This is a genomic window from Micromonospora sp. CPCC 205546 (assembly GCF_036902715.1).
In the GTDB taxonomy this organism is placed as follows: Bacteria; Actinomycetota; Actinomycetes; order Mycobacteriales; family Micromonosporaceae; genus Micromonospora.
On record NZ_JBAKHL010000066.1, the window covers coordinates 16573 to 35984 of the forward strand.

Here is a 19412-nt window from a genome sequence, read left to right on the forward strand (position 1 = left end):
TTGCGGGGGCGGACGAACCAGACCGTCGTCGCCGGTCTGGGGCCGGACGCTATCCCACCTTTGAGCTGTGACGAAAGCCCCAGGGGAGCGGGTTGACCGAACCGTTACACGCCGTGGCGGATTCGAAACGATCGCTGTAAGAACCGTCGGCCGGGAAAGCCCCTCACCTTCGTTTCGTCGGTAACGGGTCCAGCGCCATGCACCCCCTACCGATCGGCGGCCGGCAACCCGGCTGACCAGGCACGGGACGCTGCACCGTCGTCGGACACCACCAACAGTCGATCACCCTGCGAGGCGACCGACACGGCGGTGTCCCCACCATCCGGTACGGCGGCAGGCATGGCCATCCGTCGCCACGAATCCCCCGAATCGGCAGAGAGCCACAGCCCGTGACCACCGCCGTCCCCCGTCACCGCGACCAGCTGCCGCCCGACGGGCACCAGGGCGTCGACCGAGGACACCCCCGGACCGGCCACGCCGAAGCCGCCGACCCGACGCCACTCGTCGCCCGCCAGCCGCCAGACCGCGAACCCGTCGCGCACCGGGCCGAGGGCCACCACCGCGCCGTCGACCGACGCCACCCGCTGCGCCTGGCCACGCCCGTCCGGCACCGGCAGCGCCACCCGCCGCCAGGCCCGACCGTCGGTCGAACTCCACGCCAGGGGCGCCAGCGCCGTCGCGCCGGGGGACAGCAGCGCCCCCACCACCCACCAGCCCGACGGCAGGGCCGCCGCGTCGTACGCGACCGTCCGGCCCCGCCCGTCGCCGGCGAGCTCCGCCACGCCCTCCCGGACCGTGAACCGCTCGCCGTCGGGCGACGTCCAGACCGCCGCCCCGTCGACCCGCGCCCCGGCGATCAGCCAGCCGGCCGGTCCCGCCGCCAGCCGTGCCACGCTCACCGCGCGAGGACCCCCGTACAGCTCGAAGGGGGCCGGCGCCTCCCGCAGCTGCCCGCCCGGCGCCTGCGACCAGGTGCCCGTGCGCGGATTGCCGTGCGCGCCGCCGTTCTTCGCGCCGAGCGCCGCCAGCCGACCGTCGCGGCACGCGGCCGCGTAGAGCACGTGCTGGCGGCCGTAGTGGCTCGACGGGGCCAGCGCCAGCGCCGTCCAGGACACGCCGTCGGTGCTGCGCCAGGCCGCCGGCCGGGTCTCCCCCGCCGCGTCGGCCAGCCCGCCGACCACGTACCACGTGCCGGCGCAGGCCACGGCGTCGCGCAGCAGCGGCCGGCCGGGCACGCCCGCCGGCGTCGGCAGGGTCAGCGGTTGCCACCGCGGGCGCAGCGGCTCGTCCTCGGGCTCCGCCGGGGCCCGGTCGCAGCCGGCCAGCAGCACCGCGAGGACACCGAGCACCGCCACCATCCGCCGGGTCCACACGGATCAGATGTTATCGATCAACCCGTCCCGTGAGGAGTCCCCCGTGCCCCCTACGGCGTGTCGCGTCGTCCCGGGAGGGGTCAGGAGGCGGGCTGGGCGACCTCGCCGCCGGCGGTCTCGGCGAGGATCCGCTCGGCGACCTCCTTCATGGTCATCCGGTGGTCCATCGCCGTGCGCTGGATCCACTTGAACGCCTGGGGCTCGGTCATCCCGTAGGTCGTCATCAGCGCGCCCTTGGCGCGCTCGACCGTCTTGCGGATCTCCAGCCGGTCGGTCAGCCCCGCGACCTCCGCCTCCAGGGCGGCGATCTCCGAGTAGCGCGACAGCGCGATCTCCACCGCCGGCACCAGGTCACTCTTCTGGAAGGGCTTCACGAGGTACGCCATCGCGCCGGCCGCCCGCGCCCGCTCCACCAGGTCACGCTGGCTGAACGCGGTCAGGATGATCACCGGGGCGATCCGGGCGCCGGCGATCCGCTCCGCCGCCGCCAGCCCGTCCATGATCGGCATCTTGATGTCGAGGATGACCAGATCCGGCTTCAGCTCCTCGGCCAGCCGGACGGCGGTCTCCCCGTCACCGGCCTCGCCGACGACCTCGTACCCCTCCTCGACGAGCATCTCGGCGAGGTCCAGCCGGATCAGCGCCTCGTCCTCGGCGATCAGAACGCGCCTGCGCTCGACGTCCGTCTGCGTCTCGGCCACGAGCCACTCCCACCATCGTTCCCGGCACGGCTACCACCCATGCTCCCGCACGAGCGTAGTCGGGTACAGTAAGCCGCACTCGCCGGGATGGTGGAACGGCATACACGGAAGTCTCAAACACTTCTGCCCGAAAGGGCTTGCGGGTTCGAATCCCGCTCCCGGCACACCTGTCATACACCTGTTCGATGATGCGCAGGTGCACCCACCTGAGATGCGGGCGCGAGCCCGCGCCCTCCGCGCTCGCGGCAGCAACATCCGGTCGGTCGCCCGGGACCTGTCCCTGCCCTACAGCACCGTCTGGCACTGGTGCGTCGACCGGCCCGAGCCGGTCATGGTCGGCACCGCCGCCCGTTGTTTCCGCTGTTCCCCTCGGGTCGGCAATCCGCCTGATCCCCCGGCCTACTCCTACCTGCTCGGTCTCTACCTCGGGGACGGTCATCTGGTCACCAGCGACCGGGTTCCCGTCCTGCGCATCTACTGCGCCGACGCATGGCCTGATCTCATCGACGCCTGCGACGTCGCGATGAAGGCGGTGCTCGCCAACAAGGTCCAGCGAATCCAGAAGCAGGGCTGCGTGGCGGTCCAGAGCACCGGGCAAACACTGGCCGTGCCTGTTCCCACAGCACGGTCCCGGCAAGAAGCACGAGCGTCAGATCGCCCTCGCCGACTGGCAGCGGGAAATCCTCACGGCGCGACCCGGCGACTTCCTGCGGGGCCTGTTCCACTCCGACGGGTGCCGCGTCACCAACCGGGTGACGACGCGCGGCAGGAGCTACGTCTACCCGCGCTACATGTTCGTCAACGAGTCGGCCGACATCATGGGCCTCTGCCAGTGGGCGCTGGACCTGCTCGGCATCGCCTGGCGGATGAACCGCCGCAACTCCCTCTCCGTGGCCCGCCGGGACGCCGTCGCCGCCCTCGATCGCCACGTCGGCCCGAAGTCCTGACCGCGCCCCGGTCCCTCCCACGGGTGGAACGCCACGGGTGTCACCGGGGCTCGTTGGCACCCGTGGCGTTCCACTCCCGTGCGCCAGGACGACACTCGCGGCAACGCGGGCGAACGACGGCGTCGGTGCGGGTCAGCCGAGTTCGGCGAGGGCCTGGGCCAGGTCCGCGCGCAGGTCCTCCGGGTCCTCCAGGCCGACGGAGATGCGCAGCAGGCCGCCGCACGGCTTGGCCTCCCCCTCCACGGGCCGGTGGGTCAGCGAGGCCGGGTGCTGGATGAGGGTGTCCACGCCGCCCAGCGACACCGCGTGCGTGATCAGCCGGCAGGCGTTCGCGACGGCGGCCGCGGCGGTCGCGCCGCCGCGTACCTCGAAGGCGAGGAGGCTGCCCGGGCCGCTCATCTGCCGTCCGACGAGCCCGGCGGGGTCGTGCAGCGACGGGTGGTGCACCTGCGCGACGGCGGGGTGGTTGGCGAGCCAGGCGGCGAGCTTCTCGGCGCCGGCCTGCTGGGCGCGCACCCGCACCGGCAGGGTCTGCAGGCCGCGGTGCAGCAGATACGCGCCGAGGGGGTGCAGGATCGCGCCGGTGAGCGCGCGGACCTGGCGCAGCCGGGCGGCCCAGTCGGCGTCGCAGGCGACCGCGCCGGCGAGGACGTCGCCGTGGCCGCCGATGCTCTTGGTGGCGCTGTGCAGCACGAGCGTGGCGCCGTGCCGGACGGGCTGCTGGAGCACGGGGGTGGCGACGGTGTTGTCGACGAGCAGCGGCACGTCGCCGGCGGCCCGGGCGAGGGCGGCGATGTCGACCAGGTCGAGGGTGGGGTTGGCCGGGGTCTCGGCGATCACCAGGGCGGTGTCGGGGCGGACGGCGTCCGCGACCTCCCCCGCGCGGGCCCACGTGACGGTGGTGCCGAGCAGGCCGGTGGCGAGCACGTGGTCGGTGCCGCCGTAGAGGGGGCGGACGGCGACGATGTGCCGCTTCCCGTCCCGGGTGGCGGCGAGCAGGGTGGCGGTGAGGGCGGCCATTCCGCTGGCGAAGGCGACGGCGTCGGTGGTGCCTTCGAGGTCGGCGAGAGCGGTCTCGAAGCGGGCCACGGTGGGATTCCACAGGCGCTGGTAGACGGCGCTGCCGCCGGCGGGGAGGGTGCCTCCGGTGGCGAGGGCCTCGTACGCGTCGCCGCCGGCATCGACCGACGGCAGCGGGTTGGTGGTGGAGAAGTCGATCGGCGGCACGTGGACGCCGAGGGCGGCGAGGTCGTCGCGGCCGGCGTGCACGGCTCTGGTGTCCACGGTCGTCATGTCCGAAGGATCGAACATAGCGCAGCCTGGAGGCAACAGTTTCGAAGATGATTCGGTAATTGCCCTTGGCGGAGCTGACCGATTCGGTGGATGATGCCTGTATGCCCCTCGCGACGAATGATGTGCGGCGGTTCGCCGACCTGGACGACACCGACCGCGCGATCCTGTCGGAACTGGCCGCCGACGGCCGGCTGCCGAACAACGCCCTCGCCGAGCGGGTCGGCGTGGCCGCCTCGACGTGCCTGACCCGCACCCGCGCGCTGCGCGAGTGCGGGGCCATCCGCGGGTTCCACGCGGAGGTGGACCCCGCCGCCGTGGGGTTGCCGTTACAGGCGCTGGTGTCGGTGCGGTTGACCGCGCACGAGCGGGCGGCGGTGGACGCGTTCCGGGCCCGGTCGGTGCGGCTGCCGGGGGTGGTGGCGGTGTTCCACGTGGCGGGCGCGGAGGACTACGTGCTGCACGTGCGGGCCGCCTCGGCGGACGCGCTGCGGGACTTCGTGCTGGACCACCTGGCCGTCGACCCGGCGGTGCTGCACACCCAGACGAGCCTGATCTTCGAGCAGGCGCGCGGCATGGGGTGAGGCCCGGCGGGCGCCGTGAGCCCGGTCGCCGTGGGGAACAAACCCGAGGTGGGCGGGGTTGGCCCACCGTGTGACCAACGTACCGCTGTCTGTTCTCGATCTTGCCCCCGTCGCGGCCGGCGCCACCGCCGGCGCGGCGCTGCGGCACACCACCGAGCTGGCCCGGCGCACGGAGGAACTCGGGTACCGCCGGTTCTGGGTGGCCGAGCACCACAACATGCCGGCGATCGCGAGTTCCGCCCCGGCGGTGCTGCTCGCGCACCTGGCGGCGCACACGTCGACGATCCGGCTGGGCTCGGGCGGGGTGATGCTGCCCAACCACGCGCCGCTGGTGGTGGCCGAGCAGTTCGGCACGCTGGAGGCGCTGCACCCGGGCCGCATCGACCTGGGCATCGGCCGCGCCCCGGGCACCGACCAGGTGACCGCGCTGGCGCTGCGCCGCACCATGGAGGGGCTGTCGGCGGAGGGCTTCCCCCGAGAGCTGGCGGACCTGATGAACTACTTCAGCGGCGAGCGGCCGGGGCCGATCACGGCCACCCCCGGCCTGGGCGAGCAGCCGGCGGTCTGGCTGCTCGGCTCCAGCGGGTTCAGCGCCCAGCTGGCCGGGCTGCTGGGCCTGCCGTTCTCCTTCGCGCACCACTTCAGCGCGCAGAACACGGTGCCCGCGCTGGCGCTGTACCGGCAGCACTTCCGGCCGTCGAGATGGCTGGAGCAGCCGTACGCGATGGTGGCCGTCAACGCGGTCTGCGCGGACACCGACGAGCGGGCGCAGTGGCTGGCGGGGCCGGCGGCGCTGTCGTTCCTGCGGCTGCGCTCGGGTCGGCCGGAGCCCCTGTCGACGCCGGACGAGGCGGCGGCCTACCCGTACACGCAGGCCGAGCGCGAGTTCGTGCGCCAGCGCCGGGAGGGCCAGGCGACGGGCTCCCCGGAGACCGTACGGCGGCAGCTCGGTGAGCTGCTGGCGCGCACGGGCGCGGACGAGCTGATGCTGACCACGCTGGTGTACGACGTGGCCGACCGGGTGCGCTCGTACGAGCTGGTCGCCGAGCACGTGGCCGGTGGCCTGCGCCGCGAGGGCTGAAACACGATCTTCACGTCGGCGTCACCGGGGCGACGCGTGGCCCGCCTAGGTTTGTCCCCGGTGGTGGTACGGCATCCCCGGTCGGGACGGGTCGGGGATGCCGCGGTGTGGGGCACCGGGCCGCAGCTGTGCGGATTCCGCAGCTGCGGCCCGGTGCCTGTTCCACCTCCGTGACCAGCCGACGGTTTCATCCGCGTGACCGGCCGACGCCCGCGCGACCGGCCGACGCTTTCACCCGCGTGACCGGCCGACGGAGCGCCACGGGGCGCCGCCGCCGGCCGGAGACCGCTCAGCGCAGGTGGATGTCGGGCGTGGGCGGGGCGGCCATCCGGTCGCCGATGAAGAAGCCCGGGTGCGGGGGCTGGTTGTAGGCGGTGTTCTGCCAGGCGACCGCGACCCGGTACTGCGGGTCGTGCATGAGCGTGTGGATCCGGGTGCCGGTGGGCGTGGGCGTGCTGTAGATCCGCAGGGCGCGGCTGTCGCTGGTGCGCCAGACGACCTCCTCCCGCCAGTCGCCGAACAGGTCGGCGGAGAGCGCCGGCGTGGACTTGCTGCCGTTGTTCGACGCCACGCCGCTGGCGGTCAGCAGGCGGGTGTCGCCGCCGGTGCCGTACTTGTCGATCCGGGTGGCGTCGAGCAGTTCCCGGACGGGGTCGCCGTCCCACCAGACGAGGAAGTTCGCCGAGGACGGCCGGCGTCCGACGACGGCTCCGGTGGCGCTGTAGAGGTCACCCATGTGGGTGCCGGCGCCCCAGACTTCGGCGCCGGGGCTGCCGGCGTGGACGTCGGCGGCGACGCCCCGGCCGGGACCCTCGGCGCCCCCGTTGTCCGGTCGCTGCCAGACGACCTGCCCGGTGCGGGCGTCGTGCAGGTCGGCCGCCGGCTGGTTGCCGGACTCGTGGATCGTGAAGACCTCCAGGCCGGCGCGGCCGGGGACGAGGTCACCGACGTGCAGGGCGTCGCCGTGGCCGAAGCCGGTGGCGTACATCAGCCGGCCGTCGTCGTCGATGGTGGCCGAGCCGTACACGATCTCCTGACGCCCGTCGGCGTCGACGTCGGCGACGGAGAGGTTGTGGTTGCCCTGCCCGAAGGCGGCGCCGTTGCCCGAGGCGTTGGAGTCGAAGGTCCAGCGCTTGCGCAGGGTGCCGTCGCGGAAGTCCCAGGCCGCCACGACCGCCCGCGTGTAGTAGCCGCGGGCCATCACCAGTGAGGGGCGCCGTCCGTCGAGGTAGGCGGTGGCGGCGAGGAAGCGGTCGACGCGGTTGCCGTAGTTGTCGCCCCAGGAGGAGACGGTGCCCCGGGGCGGGTCGTAGTTGACGGTGGAGAGGACCGCGCCGGTGCGGCCGTCGAACATGGTCAGGTACTCGGGGCCGGCGAGGACGTACCCGCTGGAGTTGCGGTGGTCGGCGGTGGCGGAGCCGATCACCTGGCCGGTGCCGGAGCGGGTGCCGTCGGCGGTCTTCATGGCCACCTCGGCGCGGCCGTCGCCGTCGTAGTCGTACACCTGGAACTGGGTGTAGTGGGCCCCGGCGCGGATGTTGCGGCCCAGGTCGACGCGCCACAGCCGGGTGCCGGTGAGGGTGTACGCGTCGACGTAGACGTTGCCGGTGTAGCCGGACTGGGAGTTGTCCTTGGCGTTGGACGGCTCCCACTTGACCACGAACTCGTAGTCGCCGTCGCCGTCGAGGTCGCCGACGGAGGCATCGTTGGCGGAGTACGTGTAGCCCTCACCGCTGGGGGTGCTCGCGCCGGGCGGCACCTGCAACGGCACGTCGAGGTGGCCCGCGGGGAACCGGAGCGCGGCCGCGGAGGCGGCCTGTTCCGTGCCGCCGACCACGGCGCGCACGGTGTAGGTCGCATCCGCCGCCGCCCCGTTGTCGAGGTAGTTGGTCGCCCCGGTGATCGGGCTGCCGTTGACCCTGGTCGCGCCCCGGTAGAGATTGAAGGACACGCCGGCCGTCTCGGTGCCGAGCAACCGCCAGGAGACCAGGTTTCCGGTGCCGGAGCGGACGCTGGCCAGCCCCCGGTCGAGGTCCTCCATCTGCACCGCCCCGGCCGGCGGCGGCGTGGTCGGCGGCGGCGTGGTTGGCGGCGGCGTGGTCGGCGGCGGCGTGGTTGGCGCGGGGGTGGTGGGCGGCGGCGGGGTGCTCGGGCCGCCGGTGGGCGCGGCGCCGGTGCAGGCGGTGCCGTTGAGGGCGAAGCCGGTCGGCGGCGGGTTGCTCGCCTCCCACGTGCCGTTGAAGCCGAAGGTGGCGCTGGCGCCGGTGGCGATCACCGCGTTGTGCTCGACGTTGCGGGCGGTCACCTGGGCGCCGGACTGGTCGACGAGGGCGTTCCAGGCCTGGGTGACCCGCTGACCGGCGGTGTGCGACCAGGTCAGGGCCCAGCCGTTCACCGGGTCACCCAGGTTGGTGACGGTGACGTCGGCGCCGAAGCCGCCGGGCCACTGGTTGGTGATCCGGTGCTCGACGTGGCAGCCGGCGGCGGCAGCCGAGGCGGTGAGGGTCGGGAGCGTGCCGGCGGCGAGTGCGGCCGCGGCGACCGCGGCGAGCAGCGCGACGCGGCGGGGAGCGACGGGCATGGGGATGTCCTCCGGGGAGGTCGGGCGCGCGGCGGCCGTCGCCGTCGGCCTGCCCGGGCCGGGCGGGAGGTCACGCCGCGCTTGCGGCGGTGGTCCGACGCCGTCGATGCGGCGTCGGTGTCGACGCCACCGCTCCGGTGTCGGCACCTCGGCGCCGGCACTGCGGCGTCGGTGTTCGTTCCGGAAGGGCGGCGTCGAGGAGTGGCTCCGCGCACCTGAGATGCTAGGGCAAGCGCTTTCTGTGGACAATCCGTTCTCCCCTGCCGGGCCTGCTCGGCCCCGGCCGACCCCGACTTCCCCCGCCCGGGCGTCCCCCGCGCCGGGGGTACGCGGCGCTTCCCTTGCCCCCGGCCCGGATTCTTGATCGACTCAGGGCGTGGCTGAGCACATGACCCCGGACGAGTTCCGCCGCGCCGGGCACGCCGTGGTGGACTGGATCGCCGACTACTGGGCGACAGTGGAGCGACGGCCGGTGACCTCGCAGGACCCGCCCGGGGCGGTCGCCGCCCGGCTGCCGGCCGGCCCGCCGGAGCACGGCGAGCCGGTGGAGGCGGTCCTGGCCGACCTGGACGCCCTGATCACGCCGGGGTTGACGCACTGGCAGCACCCGGGGTTCTTCGGTTACTTCCCCGCCAACACCTCCGGGCCCAGCGTGCTGGGCGACCTGGTCAGCGCCGGGCTGGGCGTGCAGGGGATGCTCTGGGCGACCGGGCCGGCGTGCACCGAGCTGGAGACGGTGCTGCTGGACTGGCTCGCCGACCTGCTGGACCTGCCGGCGCGGTTCCGCGCCGGATCCGGGGGCGGCGGGGTGATCCAGGACTCGGCGTCCTCGGCCACGCTCGTGGCGACCCTGGTCGCGCTGCACCGCGCCGGTGGCGGCCGGTGGCGCGAGGTCGGCGTCGACCGTCGCTACCGCGCCTACACCTCCACCCAGGGCCACTCGTCCATCGAGAAGGCCGCGCGGATCGCCGGGCTGGGTGCCGAGGGCGTACGGCCGGTCGAGGTCGACCCCGAGACGCACGCCATGTCCCCGGTGGCGCTGCGCGCCGCCATCGAGGCCGACGTGGCGGCCGGCGTCGTCCCGGCGATCGTGGTCGCCACCGTCGGCACCACCTCCACGACCGCTATCGACCCGCTGCCGGAGATCGGCGCGATCTGCGCCGAGTACGGGGTCTTCCTGCACGTCGACGCCGCGTACGCGGGAGCGGCGGCGGTCTGCCCCGAGCTGCGGTTCGGACACGTCGGCCTGGAGTACGCCGACTCGTACTGCTTCGACCCGCACAAGTGGCTGCTCACCGGCTTCGACTGCGACGCGTTCTGGGTGGCCGACACGGCGGAGCTGATCGAGGCGCTGAGCGTGCTGCCGGAGTACCTGCGCAACGCCGCCACCGAGTCGGGCGCGGTGATCGACTACCGGGACTGGCAGGTGCCGCTCGGCCGCCGGTTCCGGGCGCTCAAGCTGTGGTTCGTGCTGCGCTGGTACGGCGCCGAGGGGCTGCGGGCGCACATCCGCTCCGGCGTGGCGCTCGCCGCCCGGTTCGCCGACCGGGTCCGCGCCGACGACCGGTTCGCGCTGGTGGGGACGCACCCGTACTCGCTGGTGTGCTTCCGTCTTGAGGCGGACGACGAGGTCAACGCGGAGCTGCTGGCCCGGGTGAACGCCACCGGCCGGGTGCACCTGACGCACACCCGGGTCGACGGCCGGTACACGCTGCGCCTGGCCGTCGGTTCCCCGCAGACCACCGAGGCCCACGTCGACGAGGCGTGGAACCTCCTCGCCGACGCCGCGCACGCCCTGCTCCCTCGCTGACCGCCCCGCCCACCCCGGGTGCGGGGCGGCCCGGGAGCGATCTTGGTAGGAAACGGCCCTGGAGGGGCACGTTCCCACCAAGATCTCGGTGATGCGACGGGTCGCCGGGGGCGGGACGTCAGCGGTTGCCGCCCGAGGCAAGCGCCGCCGGGGTCGGGAGACCCTCGTCAGCGCTTGCCTCCGTCGAGAGGACGTCCGCCGGGCCGGGGGCGGCGGCCAGGGCGGCCGCGGCGACGGCCCGCTGGCGACGGGTGCGCAGCAGCGCGCGGACGGCCAGCGCGAGGGCGGCGGCCCAGGCGAGGGCCAGCAGCGTGTAGACGGCCGGCGGAGCCGCACCGTCGAGGTCGGCCGAGCGCATCAGCGTGCGGGCGTTGGTCAGCACGATCACGCCGCCGATCGCCGCGCCGAGCAGTTGGGCGGGGACGATGCGTACCAGCCAGGCCGCGACCGGCGCGGCGATCAGGCCGCCGACGAGCAGCGCCGCCACCATGGGCAGCAGAAAGCCCTCCGAGCCGAGGCCGATCAGGAAGCCGAGGCTGGCGGCGCCGGCGACCACGAACTCGGACGTGTCCACCGAGCCGATCACCTTGCGCGGCTCCATCCGCCCGCTGACCAGCAGGGCCGGCGTGGCCACCGGACCCCACCCGCCGCCACCGGTGGCGTCGACGAAACCGGCGACCAGACCGAGCGGGCCGAGGAAGCGGCCCCGCAGCCGGCCACCGCGCCGGTCGGTGCGCAGCGGTCGGGAGAAGCGCACCAGCAGGTACGCGCCGAGGGTGAACAGGATGCCGGCCATCCAGGGGGCGGCCGACTCGGTGGAGATCGAGCTGAGGAAGGTCGCGCCGGCGAACGCGCCCACGGCGCCGGGGAACGCGATCCGGGAGACGACCCGCCAGTCGACGTTGCCGAACCGCCAGTGCGACACCCCGGCGGCGAGGGTGGTGCCGATCTCGGCCAGGTGCACGGACGCCGACGCGGCGGCGGGCGCCACCCCGACGAGCAGCAGCAGCGTGGAGGAGGTCAGCCCGTACGCCATGCCGAGCGCGCCGTCGACGAGTTGCGCGGCGAGCCCGACCAGCGCCAGGACCAGCAGCTTGCGCACGAGCGCCCCCCTTTTCGGCATCTCCTATCGACTTGGTCGACAATGCGGCACGGGGCGTGCCCCGGTCAAGACTCCAACCGGTCAGTGAGACGACAGACCGCCCGACGCCGCCACCCTGCGGGCCCCTGACGGGCGGAACCGGACGAAGGTCACCCGGGGATCAGGGCCGGGCGCGGGTCAGGTCCAGGCGCGCGGGTCGGCGGCCAGCTCGACGACCCGGCCCGGCAGGGTGCCGCCCGCCACGTCGGCGACGGTGACCAGTTCCAGGATCTCGCGTTCGCTGGCCCGCAGGGCGATCCAGACCTCCTGCAGGGCCCGGGCCGCCCCGTGGTAGCCCAGCTCCTCGGGCCGCTGCCCACGCACGTGCGCGAGCGGGCCGTCGATCACCCGGATCACCTCGGCCAGCGAGATCTCCGCGGCCGGCCGGGCCAGCCAGTAGCCGCCCTCCGGACCGCGCTGGGCCTGCACGACGCCGCCCCGGCGCAGTTGCAGCAGGATGCTCTCCAGGAACTTGGGCGGAATCTCCTGGGCGCGGGCGATCTGGTCGGCGGTCACGGGGCGGCTTCGCCCGGGCCCGGCGTCGCCGGTCACCGAGGCGAGCTCGGCGACCGCGCGGAGGGCGTAGTCGACCCGGGCGGAGAGGCGCATGCGGCAAGGTTAGTCGCCTGGTCACCCCGCCCGGACGATCGCCCCTCAGCCGATCGGCCGTTGACGATGCCGACAACGGACCGCTGACGACGCGGTAGCGAGCGGGCGACGGGACGGTGGCATCCGGCCGCGCCGGGTCGGTCAGTCGCCGACGCGGCGCAGCAGCCCCTCCTGCACGGCGCTGGCGATGTGCCGCCCGTCGGTGGTGAACATGCGGCCGGTGGCCAGCCCTCGCGCGCCGGAGGCCGACGGGCTCCAGCAGTCGTAGAGGAACCAGTCGTCGGCCCGGAACGGCCGGTGGAACCAGAGCGCGTGGTCGAGGCTGGCCCCGACCACGCCGCCCGGGCCCCAGACCTCGCCGTGCACCGAGAGCACCGAGTCCAGCAGCGTCAGGTCGGAGGCGTACGTCAGCGCGCAGGCGTGCAGCAGCGGGTCGTCGGGCAGCTTGCCGTCGATGCGCATCCAGACCCGCTGGTGCGGGTCGGCGGGGCGGTCGCCGGGGCGTACCCAGCCAGGCTCGCCGACGTAGCGCACGTCGATCGGGCGCGGGATCTGCGCCCAGATGCCGAGCCGTTCCGGGTAGCGGGCGAGCCGGTCGGTCATCGTCGGGACCTCGTCCGGGCCCGGCACGTCCGGCGGGGTGGGGGCCTGATGGTCCAGGCCCTCCTCCGTACGCTGGAACGACGCCGACATGAAGAAGATCGGCTTGTCGTGCTGGAGCGCCACGGAGCGGCGCACCGAGAAGGAACGGCCGTCGCGGACGTTCTCCACCTCGTAGACGATCGGCTCGGCGGGGTCGCCGGGGCGGACGAAGTAGCCGTGCAGGGAGTGCACGAAGCGGGCCGGGTCGACGGTGCGTCCGGCGGCCACCAGCGCCTGGCCGGCGACCTGCCCGCCGTACACCCGCTGGGGACCGACCGGGGGGCTCATCCCCCGGAAGGTCATCCCGCCGGTGTGCTCCAGGTCGAGCACCTCCAGGAGCTGGTCGACCGCCGCCTGGCCGACCGCGACGCCCGCGTCGCTCACTGCAAGGCCCGCGCCGACGCCGCGTCGACCAACGACCCGAGCTGGTGTACGCGCAGCGTGTTGGTCGAGCCGGGGGTGCCGGGCGGGCTGCCGGCGACGATCACCACGTAGTCGCCGGGGTTGGCCCGATCGAGCCCGAGCAGCGCCTGGTCGACCTGGCGGAACATGTCGTCGGTGTGCTCGACGAACGGCATCAGGAAGGTCTCCACGCCCCAGGAGAGCGCGAGCTGGTTACGCACCTCGGGCACGGGGGTGAAGGCGAGCAGCGGCAGGTCGCAGTGCAGCCGGGAGAGCCGCCGCACGGTGTCACCGGTCTGTGAGAAGGCGACCAGGGCCTTCGCGCCGATGGCCCGGGCGATCGAGGACGCGGCGACGGTGAGCGCGCCACCGTGCGTACGGGGGTCGTGCTGCAGGCGCGGCACGCCGATCGAGCCGGACTCGGTGGTGGTGACGATCTTCGCCATGGTGCTGACGGTGAGCACCGGGTACTTGCCGACGCTGGTCTCGCCGGAGAGCATCACCGCGTCCGCGCCGTCGAGCACCGCGTTGGCCACGTCGGAGGCCTCGGCGCGGGTCGGCCGGGAGTTCTCGATCATCGAGTCGAGCATCTGGGTGGCCACGATGACCGGCTTGGCGTTCTCCCGGCAGAGCTGCACGGCGCGCTTCTGCACGAGCGGGACCTGGTCCAGCGGCAGCTCCACGCCGAGGTCGCCGCGGGCGACCATGACGCCGTCGAAGGCCAGCACGATCTGCTCCAGGCAGTCGACCGCCTCGGGCTTCTCCACCTTGGCCAGCACCGGCCGGTGCACGCCCTCCTCGGCCATGATGCCGTGCACGAGCTTGATGTCGTCCGCCGAGCGGACGAAGGAGAGCGCGATCAGGTCCACGCCCAGGCCGAGCGCGAACCGGAGGTCCTCGGCGTCCTTGTCGGACATCGCCGGCACGCTGACCGCCACGTTCGGCAGCGAGACGCCCTTGTTGTTGGAGACCGGGCCGCCCTCGGTGACCAGGCAGCGGATGTCGTTGCCGGTGACGTCGGTGACCTCGACGGCGACCCGACCGTCGTCGATCAGCAGCCGGTCACCGGGCTTGACCTCCTGCGGAAGCTTGCGGTAGGTGCAGGAGACCCGCTCCTTGGTGCCGACGACGTCGTCGCCGGTGATGACGACCGAGTCGCCGGTGCGCCACTCGTGCGGGCCGTCGGCGAACCGGCCGAGCCGGATCTTCGGGCCCTGCAGGTCGGCGAGCACGGCCACCGGCCGGCCGGCCGCGTCCGCGGCCTCGCGCACCAGCCGGTACACCGCCTCGTGGTCGGAGTGGCTGCCGTGGCTGAAGTTGAGCCGGGCCACGTTCATGCCGGCCTCGACGAGGCCGCGGATGCGCTCCGGCGACGAGGTGGCGGGGCCGAGAGTGCAGACGATCTTCGCGCGGCGTGTCACGCCCATCAGGCTAGTCTCTCCTCCGGGTCGGGCCGAGGGCCGACCCCATTACGGAATGCGGAACATTGTCCAACGACGCGCGGCGTGCGCGCAGCCGGCGGGCGGAACCCACGCCGGAACGTCGAGGCGGCGGGCAACGGCGACCGCGCGCGCCGGAATCGTACGCCCCCGACGCCACCGGACACCCGGGCGCTCCCCGCCGTCCCCGTGCCCGACGCGCGCGTGGAGGGCGCCGCCGGGGACGGCGCCGCGCGGACCGTGGCGGGGCGCGGACGCGGGGCCGCCGGCCTCCGTGGCCGCGACTGACCGGGGCACCGGTGCGGCCCGGTGCCGGCGGGCGTCTCAGCTCTGCGTCTTGACCAGCGGGAACTCCAGCGAGCCCGCCGGGCAGAGGAAGGTCATCACGTCCACCCGGTAGAGCCCCGCCTGGATGGCCGGGTCGGCCTCCATCACGCTGCGCACGTCGTCCACCGAGCCGGTGCGGGCCAGGCCGAAGCCGATCGGCGGGTCGGGCTCGCGGGCCGGGCCGTCCACCGATCCGGCGATCAGGATGATCCCCCGCCGTTGCAGGGCCTGCATGTGCGCGAGATGCTCGGCCTGCAACCGTTGCACCGTCTCCGCCGGCAGCGCCCGCCCGGCCGCGCCGGGATACAGCACGATGCACTCGTACGTGTCGAGCGCGAAGTCGACCTGCGGCACTCCCGTCATGGCGCCCCCTCCCGCGTCGCGCCGCCCACGGCGACCCGTGGTCGCGTCGAGCCGGCACCGGCCCAGCGTCGCACGGGCGGGCGGCCGGCACGGGTGCTCCGGGCAACTCGGTGCGCGGCCCGGCCCGGTTGCGGCCCGGTCGCGCCGTTTCCGCCGGCCGGCTCCCCAGGCGCTCGCCCCCGGCGGCGGGCGGAGACCGTCACACCTCCGCCCTACGCTGCCGGGCGTGGGCACGAGCTACCAGACGATCCTGGCCGTGGGCGGCCTGGCGGAGATCCGCAGGGTGCTGACCGACGTCGACACCGAGGCGTACGTGACGGAGGTCGGCGAGCGCCGGTGGGCGGTCGTCCCGCGAGAGGAGGAGGCCGGCTACGCCGAGGTCGACGACCTGGCGCAGCTGATCACCCTGCTCACGCGCGAGCCGGCGGTCGCCTTCGACGTCTTCGACTCCAGCGTCATGAGGGCCTCCCTGCACACGGACGGCCGGGAGGCACACCGTTACCTCTCCGACCGGGGCTGGGTGACGGAATACTGGGACGACGACGACAACGAGGTCCTCGCCGCCTTCGACGGCACGCTCTATCCGCTCGATGCCCCGCCGCCGCCCGGTCCCAGCGGGCACGACCCGGCCGTGTTCGCCCCGCTTGGGGTCGGCGCGGTCGATCCCGTCGCCCTCGGCGCGGCGCTGCGCGGAGACGTTCCGCTCGACGACGCCCCCCGGCTGTTCGCCGAGTGCCAGCACCGGGCGATCCTGGCCGCGCTGCGGCTGGACCCGTGCCCACTGACCAGGCCCTTCCGGCACGCCCACCTCGAGCACCTGCCGGCCCCGACGCACGTGCGCCCGGAGGGCGGCTGACCCGAGGGGCGGGGGGATCGGAGGGGCGGGGTGACCGGAGGTGCCCGCCCCGCACGCCCGCTACAGGGCCAGGCAGTGTGACGATGCTCGTGATCCACGATCGTCAATGCAAAGTTGCAGACCGGCAACCTCCTGTCGCGCCGGGAGCAGGAACCGGCAATCCGGGCGGCCGTCCACGAGGGACGGTGCCCCGCGCCGGCGCCGACGCGGTGGCATGCTGTGACCCGTGCGTCCGACACCGCCCCGCTAAGAGCCGCTGCGGGTGATGCCGTGGTGGCTGGTGCTCGTCGGGCTGCTGCTCGCCGCGCTGCTCGGCTGGCTGGTGCTCGACTGGCTGCTCGGCGAGGCCGACCGCGCCACCCAGCCGGACACCCGGGCGACCCTGCGTATCGACGCCATCCGGACCGGGCTGACCGTGGTCGCCGGCACCGGCGGCGGGCTCGCCCTGCTGCTCGCCGCCCGGCGACAGTGGATCGGCGAACGCGCCCAGCGCCACCAGGAGGCCGTCGCCGCACAGGACCAGGCGCACCGGGAACGGGTGCAGGCGCACGCGGAGGCGGTCGCCGAGGCGGGGCAGCGCCACCAGGAACGCCAGGCCGGGGCCGCCGAGCACGACGCCGCCGAGCGCCGGCTGACCGAGCTGTACACCGGCGCCGTCGAACTGCTCGGCAACGACAACGCCGCCGTACGCCTGGGTGGGCTGCACGCCCTGGAGCGGCTCGGGCAGGACAATCCGGCGCAGCGGGAGACGATCGCGGCGGTGCTCTGCGCGTACCTGCGGATGCCGGCGCCGCCGGACGACGCGCGCGAGGCGGAGGTGCGCCGCACCGCGCAGCGGGTCCTGACCCGGCACCTGCGCGCGGACGACGACGCCTACTGGCCCGGGGTCAGGCTGGACCTGACCGGTGCCCGGCTCGACGGCTTCGACGCGTCCGGCTGCACCCTGGACGACGCGGACCTCACCGGCGCGGTCTGCGCCGGCACCACCAGCCTGGCCGGCGCGACCGTGCGCGGGCGGCTCTCCCTCGGCGCGACCTTCGCGGACCTGGCCTGCGACGACCTGCGCGGCGACGCCGAGATCGTCCTCGACCGCGCCCGGATCACCGGCCGGGTCAGCTTCGACCGCGCCGACCTCGCCGGCGGGCTGTCGTGCCGGCACGCCACCGTCGCCCGGGCCTCCTTCCGGGGCGTCACCTTCCACCGGACGGCGAGCTTCGACGCGGCCCGCTTCACCGACAGCGCGACCTTCCGCGAGGCGGTCTTCCTGAACGGGGTCTCGATGGACCACGCCACCTTCACCGGCTACGCCGGATTCCGGCAGACCCGCTTCGCGGACCTGGCCCTGTTCCGGTGGACCGAGTTCGGCGACCAGACCTGGTTCGAGCGGACCCGGTTCGAGGGGGCGGCGAACTTCGGTCGGGCCCGCTTCCACGGCCCGGTGACCTTCGACGGGGCGACGTTCGCCCGCCGTCCCCTGGTGGACCAGGCGCGGGCGACGACCGCCGGCTCGCACGTCTGGCCAGAGGGCACGACCGTCGCCCCGCTCGACGACGACTGGCTGCTGCTCACCGACGGATGACCGGCATCTTCTCCCCGCTCCGACGTCGCGCGACGGGCCGACGGCCGACGCTGGAGGCCGCTAGGCTGGCCCGATGGCGGAGACCATCGAGGACAGCCCGGTCGACTGGGTGGCCAGTCACGTGCGCCGCTACGTGGCGACCGACGGCGCCGACGGCGGGAAGTACCACGGCTACGACGCCCTGCTGATCACCACCCGGGGGCGCCGGTCGGGCACCCTGCGGCGGACCGCGCTCATCTACGGCCGCGACGGCGACCGGCACCTGCTGGTGGCGTCGAACGGCGGGGCGGCGCGGCACCCCAACTGGTACCTCAACCTCTGCGCCGAACCGCAGGTGGAGGTGCAGGTCGGGGCCGAGAAGTTCCGGGGCACGGCGCGCACCGCCACCGCCGAGGAGCGGCCCCGGCTGTGGCAGGCGATGACCGAGGTCTTTCCGACCTACGCCCGCTACCAGAAGGAGACCGACCGGGAGATCCCGGTCGTCATCGTCGAGCGCGCCTGACCGCTGCCCGCTGGGCGGGCGGTCGAGCGGCGAGCCGGTTTGTCAGGCGCGGTCGGTGAGCCGGGCGACGAAGGCCCGCCAGGCCGTCGGGGCGAAGACCAGCGCGGGGCCGGTAACGCCGCCTCCAGGTCCTCCACGATCTCCTGTGCGGTCACCTCGGGCGGCAGCAGCGCGTCCGCGTCCTCCAGCAAGGCGTCCTTGAGCCAGGTGATGTCGAGGTTCACCTTGTCGCGCCCGACCGGCTCGATCCCCGGCCGGCCAGGCGTGCCTCCACCTGTCGACACCCGCCGAAGGAACCTCGACAGGAGACCGGTGGAAGACCTCCCGCAGGGCGACCACGGCCACGGGTGGAACACCATGGGTGCTTCCCTGCCCTGGTGACACCCGTGCTGTTCCACCGGCCACATCTCGCCGCTTGCGTCGGCAATGCGGGCGGTGGCCACGGCGCGAGCCGCACCCCTGTTCGGAGGTGAGCTGCGCCCAGGTAGTCGGGAACGCCCGCGTCCGAACCGACGCGGGAAGTCCGATGAGCTGCGCGGCGCCTCAGCGCAGGACGCGGAACAGCAGCAGGAACGCCACGTAGGCGACCGGCACGGCCGCGAAGCAGATCAGGAAGCCGAGGTGCACGTAGCGGGGCGGGGTGCCGGCGACCATGGCCGGCCTCCCCCAGCGGCCGAGCACCAGGTAGCCGGCGAAGAAGGAGAGCGCTGGCAGGCCCGCGCAGATCCACGCGCCGAGGGTGAAGCCGTCGACCAGCCCGACGCCGGAGGCGAGCACCATGATCATCATGAGGATCGCGCCCACGGCCGCGCAGCCCGCGTAGACGGCGACCGCCCGGGCCACCGGCGACCAGTCCGGCAGCAGCGCCGGCCGCTGCGCGAGCAGCTCGGTCTGCTGCCCGTGCCGGTCGGACTCGTCGGCGTAGCGTCGCGCCAGTTCCAGCTCGACGGTCGGGTCGACCTCCGCCGGGCGCGGGGCCGGCACCCCGCCCGCCGGGGGGCTCACCGCGGTCGGCAGCGCCAGCCTCGTCTCCCCCACCCCCACCTGGGGGTACGCCCCGACACCCGGCCGCCCCGGCGCGCCGGCTGCGCCGGCAGGCTCCCCCTCCCCCGGCCCGGCGCCGGCGAACGGGGCTCCGCCGCGACCACCGTCGCCGGCCGACGCGGCGGGCGCCCCGGCACCGGG

General features: G+C 74.3%; 17 protein-coding genes and 1 tRNA gene. 8 read left to right on the forward strand and 10 right to left on the reverse strand.

Features of this window, described 5'->3' with window-relative positions; translation table 11 throughout:
- Nucleotides 1-206: 206 nt before the first annotated feature.
- A complete protein-coding gene (locus tag V6U77_RS24460) occupies nt 207-1373 on the reverse strand; it encodes a hypothetical protein (RefSeq protein WP_334609000.1) in 1167 nt (388 codons plus the stop codon).
- 80 nt (nt 1374-1453) lie between these two features.
- Complete coding sequence (locus V6U77_RS24465) at nt 1454-2074, reverse strand: ANTAR domain-containing response regulator (protein WP_089003337.1); 621 nt, start codon at nt 2072-2074, stop codon at nt 1454-1456.
- 81 nt (nt 2075-2155) lie between these two features.
- On the opposite strand from V6U77_RS24465, the gene V6U77_RS24470 reads away from it, so the two are divergent.
- Both V6U77_RS24470 and V6U77_RS24475 read left to right on the forward strand, forming a co-directional pair.
- Nucleotides 2156-2238: transfer RNA gene (locus V6U77_RS24470), tRNA-Leu, on the forward strand.
- 588 nt (nt 2239-2826) lie between these two features.
- Nucleotides 2827-3021, forward strand: coding sequence for a hypothetical protein (locus tag V6U77_RS24475; protein ID WP_334609002.1), 195 nt, complete (start codon nt 2827-2829; stop codon nt 3019-3021).
- Between the two features lie 132 nt (nt 3022-3153).
- Here V6U77_RS24475 and V6U77_RS24480 read toward each other — a convergent pair whose 3' ends face one another.
- Nucleotides 3154-4332 carry a trans-sulfuration enzyme family protein gene (locus V6U77_RS24480; RefSeq protein WP_334609004.1) on the reverse strand — a complete coding sequence of 393 codons (1179 nt, stop codon included), beginning with the start codon at nt 4330-4332 and terminating at the stop codon, nt 3154-3156.
- Nucleotides 4333-4415: 83 nt separating this feature from the next.
- Between V6U77_RS24480 and V6U77_RS24485 the strand changes: the two genes are divergently transcribed.
- Together V6U77_RS24485 and V6U77_RS24490 are read left to right on the forward strand one after the other, a co-directional pair.
- Nucleotides 4416-4895 carry an Lrp/AsnC family transcriptional regulator gene (locus V6U77_RS24485; RefSeq protein WP_334609006.1) on the forward strand — a complete coding sequence of 160 codons (480 nt, stop codon included), beginning with the start codon at nt 4416-4418 and terminating at the stop codon, nt 4893-4895.
- A gap of 70 nt (nt 4896-4965) precedes the next feature.
- The gene (locus tag V6U77_RS24490; RefSeq protein WP_334609007.1) at nt 4966-5976 is read left to right on the forward strand and encodes an LLM class flavin-dependent oxidoreductase; all 1011 of its coding nucleotides are present in this window, start codon (nt 4966-4968) and stop codon (nt 5974-5976) included.
- 289 nt (nt 5977-6265) lie between these two features.
- Here the strand turns inward: V6U77_RS24490 and V6U77_RS24495 are convergent, their stop codons facing one another.
- Nucleotides 6266-8557, reverse strand: a complete 2292-nt coding sequence (locus V6U77_RS24495) for a rhamnogalacturonan lyase family protein (protein ID WP_334609008.1) — start codon at nt 8555-8557, stop codon at nt 6266-6268.
- A gap of 376 nt (nt 8558-8933) precedes the next feature.
- Here V6U77_RS24495 and V6U77_RS24500 point away from each other — a divergent pair, with 376 nt between their 5' ends.
- Entirely contained in the window at nt 8934-10367 is a 1434-nt protein-coding gene (locus V6U77_RS24500; RefSeq protein WP_334609009.1) for a pyridoxal-dependent decarboxylase, read from the forward strand.
- Nucleotides 10368-10485: 118 nt separating this feature from the next.
- Here the strand turns inward: V6U77_RS24500 and V6U77_RS24505 are convergent, their stop codons facing one another.
- From V6U77_RS24505 to V6U77_RS24525, 5 genes are all read right to left on the reverse strand, one after another.
- A complete protein-coding gene (locus V6U77_RS24505; protein WP_334609010.1) occupies nt 10486-11469 on the reverse strand; it encodes a sulfite exporter TauE/SafE family protein in 984 nt (327 codons plus the stop codon).
- A gap of 177 nt (nt 11470-11646) precedes the next feature.
- On the reverse strand, nt 11647-12117 hold the full coding sequence (locus V6U77_RS24510; RefSeq protein ID WP_334609011.1) for an RrF2 family transcriptional regulator: 471 nt from the start codon (nt 12115-12117) through the stop codon (nt 11647-11649).
- A 141-nt stretch (nt 12118-12258) separates the two neighbouring features.
- Nucleotides 12259-13143 (reverse strand): acyl-CoA thioesterase, encoded by an 885-nt coding sequence (locus V6U77_RS24515; protein WP_334609012.1) that lies wholly within the window; start codon nt 13141-13143, stop codon nt 12259-12261.
- A complete protein-coding gene (gene pyk / locus V6U77_RS24520; protein WP_334609013.1) occupies nt 13140-14588 on the reverse strand; it encodes a pyruvate kinase in 1449 nt (482 codons plus the stop codon). The genes V6U77_RS24515 and pyk overlap by 4 nt, the downstream gene beginning before the upstream one ends.
- Nucleotides 14589-14924: 336 nt before the next feature.
- The gene (locus tag V6U77_RS24525) at nt 14925-15290 is read right to left on the reverse strand and encodes a YciI family protein (protein ID WP_334609014.1); all 366 of its coding nucleotides are present in this window, start codon (nt 15288-15290) and stop codon (nt 14925-14927) included.
- Between the two features lie 226 nt (nt 15291-15516).
- Here V6U77_RS24525 and V6U77_RS24530 point away from each other — a divergent pair, with 226 nt between their 5' ends.
- The 3 genes from V6U77_RS24530 (at nt 15517) to V6U77_RS24540 (ending at nt 18227) form a co-directional block, all read left to right on the forward strand.
- Nucleotides 15517-16146 (forward strand): hypothetical protein, encoded by a 630-nt coding sequence (locus tag V6U77_RS24530; RefSeq protein ID WP_334609015.1) that lies wholly within the window; start codon nt 15517-15519, stop codon nt 16144-16146.
- A 265-nt stretch (nt 16147-16411) separates the two neighbouring features.
- Nucleotides 16412-17725 (forward strand): pentapeptide repeat-containing protein, encoded by a 1314-nt coding sequence (locus V6U77_RS24535; protein WP_334609020.1) that lies wholly within the window; start codon nt 16412-16414, stop codon nt 17723-17725.
- A 73-nt stretch (nt 17726-17798) separates the two neighbouring features.
- Nucleotides 17799-18227, forward strand: coding sequence for a nitroreductase family deazaflavin-dependent oxidoreductase (locus V6U77_RS24540; RefSeq protein ID WP_334609016.1), 429 nt, complete (start codon nt 17799-17801; stop codon nt 18225-18227).
- 543 nt (nt 18228-18770) lie between these two features.
- Here V6U77_RS24540 and V6U77_RS24545 read toward each other — a convergent pair.
- On the reverse strand, nt 18771-19412 hold a 642-nt coding region (locus V6U77_RS24545; RefSeq protein WP_334609017.1), incomplete at its 5' end, for a hypothetical protein.

Excerpts from the sequence above, each read along its gene's own strand:
- V6U77_RS24485 (WP_334609006.1), top strand. The coding sequence starts at position 4,416 with ATGCCCCTCGCGACGAATGATGTGCGGCGGTTCGCCGACCTGGACGAC.
- V6U77_RS24540 (WP_334609016.1), top strand. The coding sequence starts at position 17,799 with ATGGCGGAGACCATCGAGGACAGCCCGGTCGACTGGGTGGCCAGTCAC.
- V6U77_RS24535 (WP_334609020.1), top strand. The coding sequence starts at position 16,412 with ATGCCGTGGTGGCTGGTGCTCGTCGGGCTGCTGCTCGCCGCGCTGCTC.
- V6U77_RS24495 (WP_334609008.1), bottom strand. The coding sequence starts at position 8,557 with ATGCCCGTCGCTCCCCGCCGCGTCGCGCTGCTCGCCGCGGTCGCCGCG.
- V6U77_RS24480 (WP_334609004.1), bottom strand. The coding sequence starts at position 4,332 with ATGTTCGATCCTTCGGACATGACGACCGTGGACACCAGAGCCGTGCAC.
- pyk (WP_334609013.1), bottom strand. The coding sequence starts at position 14,588 with ATGGGCGTGACACGCCGCGCGAAGATCGTCTGCACTCTCGGCCCCGCC.
- V6U77_RS24525 (WP_334609014.1), bottom strand. The coding sequence starts at position 15,290 with ATGACGGGAGTGCCGCAGGTCGACTTCGCGCTCGACACGTACGAGTGC.
- V6U77_RS24510 (WP_334609011.1), bottom strand. The coding sequence starts at position 12,117 with ATGCGCCTCTCCGCCCGGGTCGACTACGCCCTCCGCGCGGTCGCCGAG.